2 protein-coding genes and 1 pseudogene are annotated in these 4321 nt (G+C 46.1%); all 3 read right to left on the bottom strand.

Annotated features, from left to right (window positions below; translation table 11 throughout):
• Positions 1-1244, bottom strand: a 1244-nt coding sequence (locus tag B3Z75_RS10540) for a glycoside hydrolase family 95 protein (RefSeq protein WP_294071373.1), incomplete at its 3' end; no start/stop codon positions are given.
• 7 nt (positions 1245-1251) lie between these two features.
• The gene (locus B3Z75_RS10535; RefSeq protein WP_294071370.1) at positions 1252-2694 is read right to left on the bottom strand and encodes an alpha-L-fucosidase; all 1443 of its coding nucleotides are present in this window, start codon (positions 2692-2694) and stop codon (positions 1252-1254) included.
• Between the two features lie 51 nt (positions 2695-2745).
• Positions 2746-4321 (bottom strand): annotated as a pseudogene (locus B3Z75_RS10530) (hypothetical protein); the annotation flags it as partial.

Raw genomic sequence — 4321 nt, 5'->3', positions numbered from 1 at the left:
CCGGTTGTCTCCACCGGCCAATAGTTCATTTCTGTATTGATATTGGTGGTATAATTGGATCCCCAGGGTGGTTGAACATGCCTGTTCCATATTCCTTGCAGGTTGGAGGGTAAGCTCCCCGCTCTTGAGGAAGCGATGGTCAGGTAACGTCCATACTGATAGTACAGCGCAATGAGGCTTTTGTCTGAATCATCGTTTTGAAATGCTGCAAGACGCTTGTTTACTGGGAGTTCTTCTTTCCCTTCGCCCAAATTCAGGATAACCCTGTCGAATAAATTTTTGTAATCTTCCCTGTGCCTGCTGATCAGCTTTTTGTATCCAAGAGCTTGTGCTTTGGTCAGGTACTCTTCCGCCTTTGTGCCTGCTGAAGTCAGATCGGTGGAAGATTGTTCAAATGAATCCTGATGATAGCTGGTTGCTGCGGCAACAATGATCGTAGCCGAGTTCGCATTTGACAACGACAAAACAGAATCATTCGTTTCGATGTTTCCACCCTGGGGAATGAGAAGCAGGTGGACTTCGAAATTCATTCCCGGGCCATCTTTCTCATTTGAGTATAGAATCTGATTGGGATCGTATTTCCTGTTTGCCACATAGTATGGAGCTTTCCCTTTCAGGATCAGCTTGTTGCCGTCGATGAGGGTTTCGTGGCGCAAATCACTGTTTATTCCCAGATCAAAAGAGACTGCCTCTTTTTTATCTGCTTCAAGTTGAATGACCATTACACGGTCGGGGAATGAGATAAAACTGCTTCTCCTGTATTCTACGTCATTTATTCTGTAAGAGACAGTGGCAGTGGCATCCGAGATGTTTAGATCGCGGTGGAAATCTTCTACGTCATTCCCCTCGCTGTGCATATTCAGCAACAAGTTTGCAAGAGGCAGGTACCTGGCTGTATACGGGCCTTGTGAGTTGTTTTTCCATAAGCTCTCGGCAAGCTTGTAATCGCCTTTGTCAATTGCTTCTCGAATTTTAGGCAAAGCAGCTGGTCCAAGAGGGTTGTTTCGTTCTTCCATGGGGCCGGACCACAGCGTTTCCTCATTCATCTGGTACACCTCATTGAGGGGATTGCCAAAAACCATTGCTCCCAGGCTGCCGTTTCCGAGCGGCAACGCTTCCTCCCATATCCGGGCAGGTGCGTCGTACCAAAGCTTTAAATCTGTTGAAGATTGTTTGTCGGAAGAACAGAACGAAAGTATTATTCCGAGAAGAAGCAACGCTGTATGATGTACTGTTTTCTTCATGTTTAAATTATTTTTGTTCATCTGCGATTTCAAAATATTTATCCGTGTTGGAGATTAGCTTGCTGACGGGTAATTTCTCGTTTAACTCCAGCTTTATTACCGATACATACTTGTTGGGAGCCTGCTGCGGGACTTGGATAGTGATCTGTCTGTTTTTCCTGTCCACCTTTAGAGTGCTGTTATTATTCAGCAAAGAGGCTTTTTTGACCTTGTAGTTTGCATCGAAAATGAGCTTGCCGTCCTTCGGCCACTCGGAGACGCACAAGTACAGAACGGTTTTATTTCCGACATCCTTTCGCGTACATTCGCCCCAGGCTGGGTAAATAAGGCTTCGTTGTGTTCCATAAATTGATTCGCCATATTCCGACATCCATTTCCCCATCTCATTTAACCGTGATTTTGCTTCACCGGGAACATCTCCCAGTGGGGTAGGGCCAATGTTCAGCAGATAGTTTCCACCACGGGCGGCGATCGATGTCAGATTTTTGATTAACTCGTAGGGTGATTTCCATTTTTCTTCCCAGGATTTAAATCCCCATGAACTACCGATATTCATGCAAGTTTCCCAGTCTACTCCCACAATATCCTCCGCCTTTGGAATCAAGCCTTCCGGTGTTTTGAAATCACCTGCGAAGTTGGGTCTTTTTAGCCGGTCGTTGGTAATTACCTGAGGGTATTTGGCCAGCTCCTCTTGTAATCTGGAAGCCTGTTCATCCGTGATCGACATGGGAGTATCCCACCAGATGACCGATACATCGCTGTATCGCTCCAACAGTTCCTTTACCTGTGGAAGCGCCACGCTGTGAAAATATTCGTCGAAGGTATTGTCCGTTTGCAGACAATCCCAGGCACCGCGGTTGGCAGCCGTAAACTCGTTGATTCGTACCGAGTCTGGGTTTGGCCAGCCTTCGTGCATCAGTTTGCGAGCCGTTGCACCACCGGAATTACACCAGTCCTGTGACTGTGAATAATAAAAGCCAAATTTCATGTCATACTTCCGGCATGCTTTCACAAATTCATCAATTACATCCCGTTTGAAAGGGGTGTAATCCACCATGTTAAAATTGCTGGCATTGCTTTGAAACATGGCAAATCCATCGTGATGCTTGGTCGTGAAGACCATGTATTTCATTCCGGTCTCTTTTGCCAGTTTCACCACTTCATCGGCATTCCAGTTTACCGGATTAAAGGTACTTGCCTTTGCCCGGTACTCCATTACCGGAATTTTACAGCGATTCATGATCCATTCCGCGCCACCGCGTTGCTGGTTAAATCCGTTATACACTCCGCCATACATCGAGTAGGGACCCCAATGGATAAACATGCCGAATTTGGCATCACGCCACCAACTCATCTTTTCGTTGTAATCCAGGGCAGAATTCGGTTTTTGAGAAAAACAGGCGATCGACATCATGACAATTGCCAGAGATAAAAAAAGTTTTTTGTTCATATTTGCTTATATTTTTTGATTAATTGATTTAATCCGGTTTCAGGGAACTGTTTACAGGCGTACGGATATTTTTTCACCATCTTTAATCCGTTTTTTTATTACGGGTTGTCCGTTATTTTTTGTGATGGTCACTTCCAGAAGGACATCATTCAGTCTGTTTACAAATATGGAATAATTGTTTTCATGTGCCCTGATGTTTTCCAGATTCATGTAATTCCAATCTTGCGGCAGACGCGGGGTCATGTCAAACTTTCTTAGCCCCGTAGGCCGTATGCCAAACAAGCCTTCCGTATAAATGCGGCAATAAAGACCGCTCTCGGCCGACAGATGACGCTGTTCCCCTTCAGGCCATGCTTCTATGGCATAAGGCACATGATCTCCCAACAGTCTTTTGCGGGAATATTTTTTCAGGAAATTGATTCCCTGGGTCACTTCTCCTGCTGCAATGCTGCCTCTGAGTGCATACAAGGTAGATCTGTCCCAGAAAGTTTCGGTACCTGCCTGTGTCAGCAATCCGTTATCCGTCCACAGCCTGGGTGAAAATAAAGCCTCGACAGTTCCTTTTGCACGTGTATGAATTCCCACTGTCAGGGGCATGCATATCCAGGAACGAAGGATTTCGTTGCCCTCATAGTAGCGATAGCTGTGAAATCCTTCTATTTCATAGCCGAAATGTGCTTCAATGGCTCTTTCGAGTGCTTTGGCCTGTTGATTGTAAGCCTTGAGCCTGGAAGCAGATATACCCAACTCTTTTCCCAGTAAAACCGCTGAATGTAAAGCATCATAGTACAACGATGAGGTGGTTAGATTTGCATCACCCGCCGGAAAGCGGTTTTCCAGCTCGTCGGAATCGGACGCAACCACTCCGGAAGGTGTTAGTTTCCGGTGGCAAAACTCGAGACACCACTCGATCAATGGCCATAACTCCATCGCTTCGGCTTTGTTCCCGCGGGCAAGCGCGTATCGTGCCGCGCCGTAAGCAATCATGGCTCCATCACCCCGGTCTTTGGCTCCATGCCAGGTACCCACTCCTTCCGAAATAATGGAACTGGGTATCGGTTTATAATCCGGATTCATGAAACGCGCAAAATGGCGGAATGAGTTTAATGCCGACTCGTTTGCGATTTCATAACCCAGGTACGGGAAAAAAGGATTTATGTATTCGGCCTGATCATTGGCCCAGATGGCGGCGTAATATGATTCTCCGCCCGGGCCGTGCATAAGACCTCCCTTTGGTTCTGTATATACTTTCCGCACCCCTGATTTTTGCAAATGCAAACATGCTGTTTAAAACAGGATCCGGTGTGCTTAACACCAGATTGTTGCTCCATTGTTTGAGCAGTTTTTTCCGAGCCTCTTTTTCTGCTCCGATGTTTGCGGAGAGATAAGGCGATTCATTGATTTTTCTACCGGAAAAGAGCGCGTAAAACTCCAGCTTCTCACCTGGTTTCAGAACGAATGTTCCCTTTTTTGATAGCAGTGCTTCGACACTGTACGCTCCATACACGCCTGCTGAATCTGGCGTGGAATAGACAATTTTCCACTCCGGAATACGTATTGTGACAGGCTTCTCTTTCGTGTTTTCTAAAGCGTACTCTTCACAATAAAAGGGTGATAAAACAGAAGG

Origin of the sequence: Proteiniphilum sp. UBA1028 (assembly GCF_002316955.1) — a bacterium.
Classification (GTDB): domain Bacteria; phylum Bacteroidota; class Bacteroidia; order Bacteroidales; family Dysgonomonadaceae; genus Proteiniphilum.
Note: the sequence above shows the minus strand (reverse complement) of the source record. Positions and strands in the feature narration are given on the sequence as shown.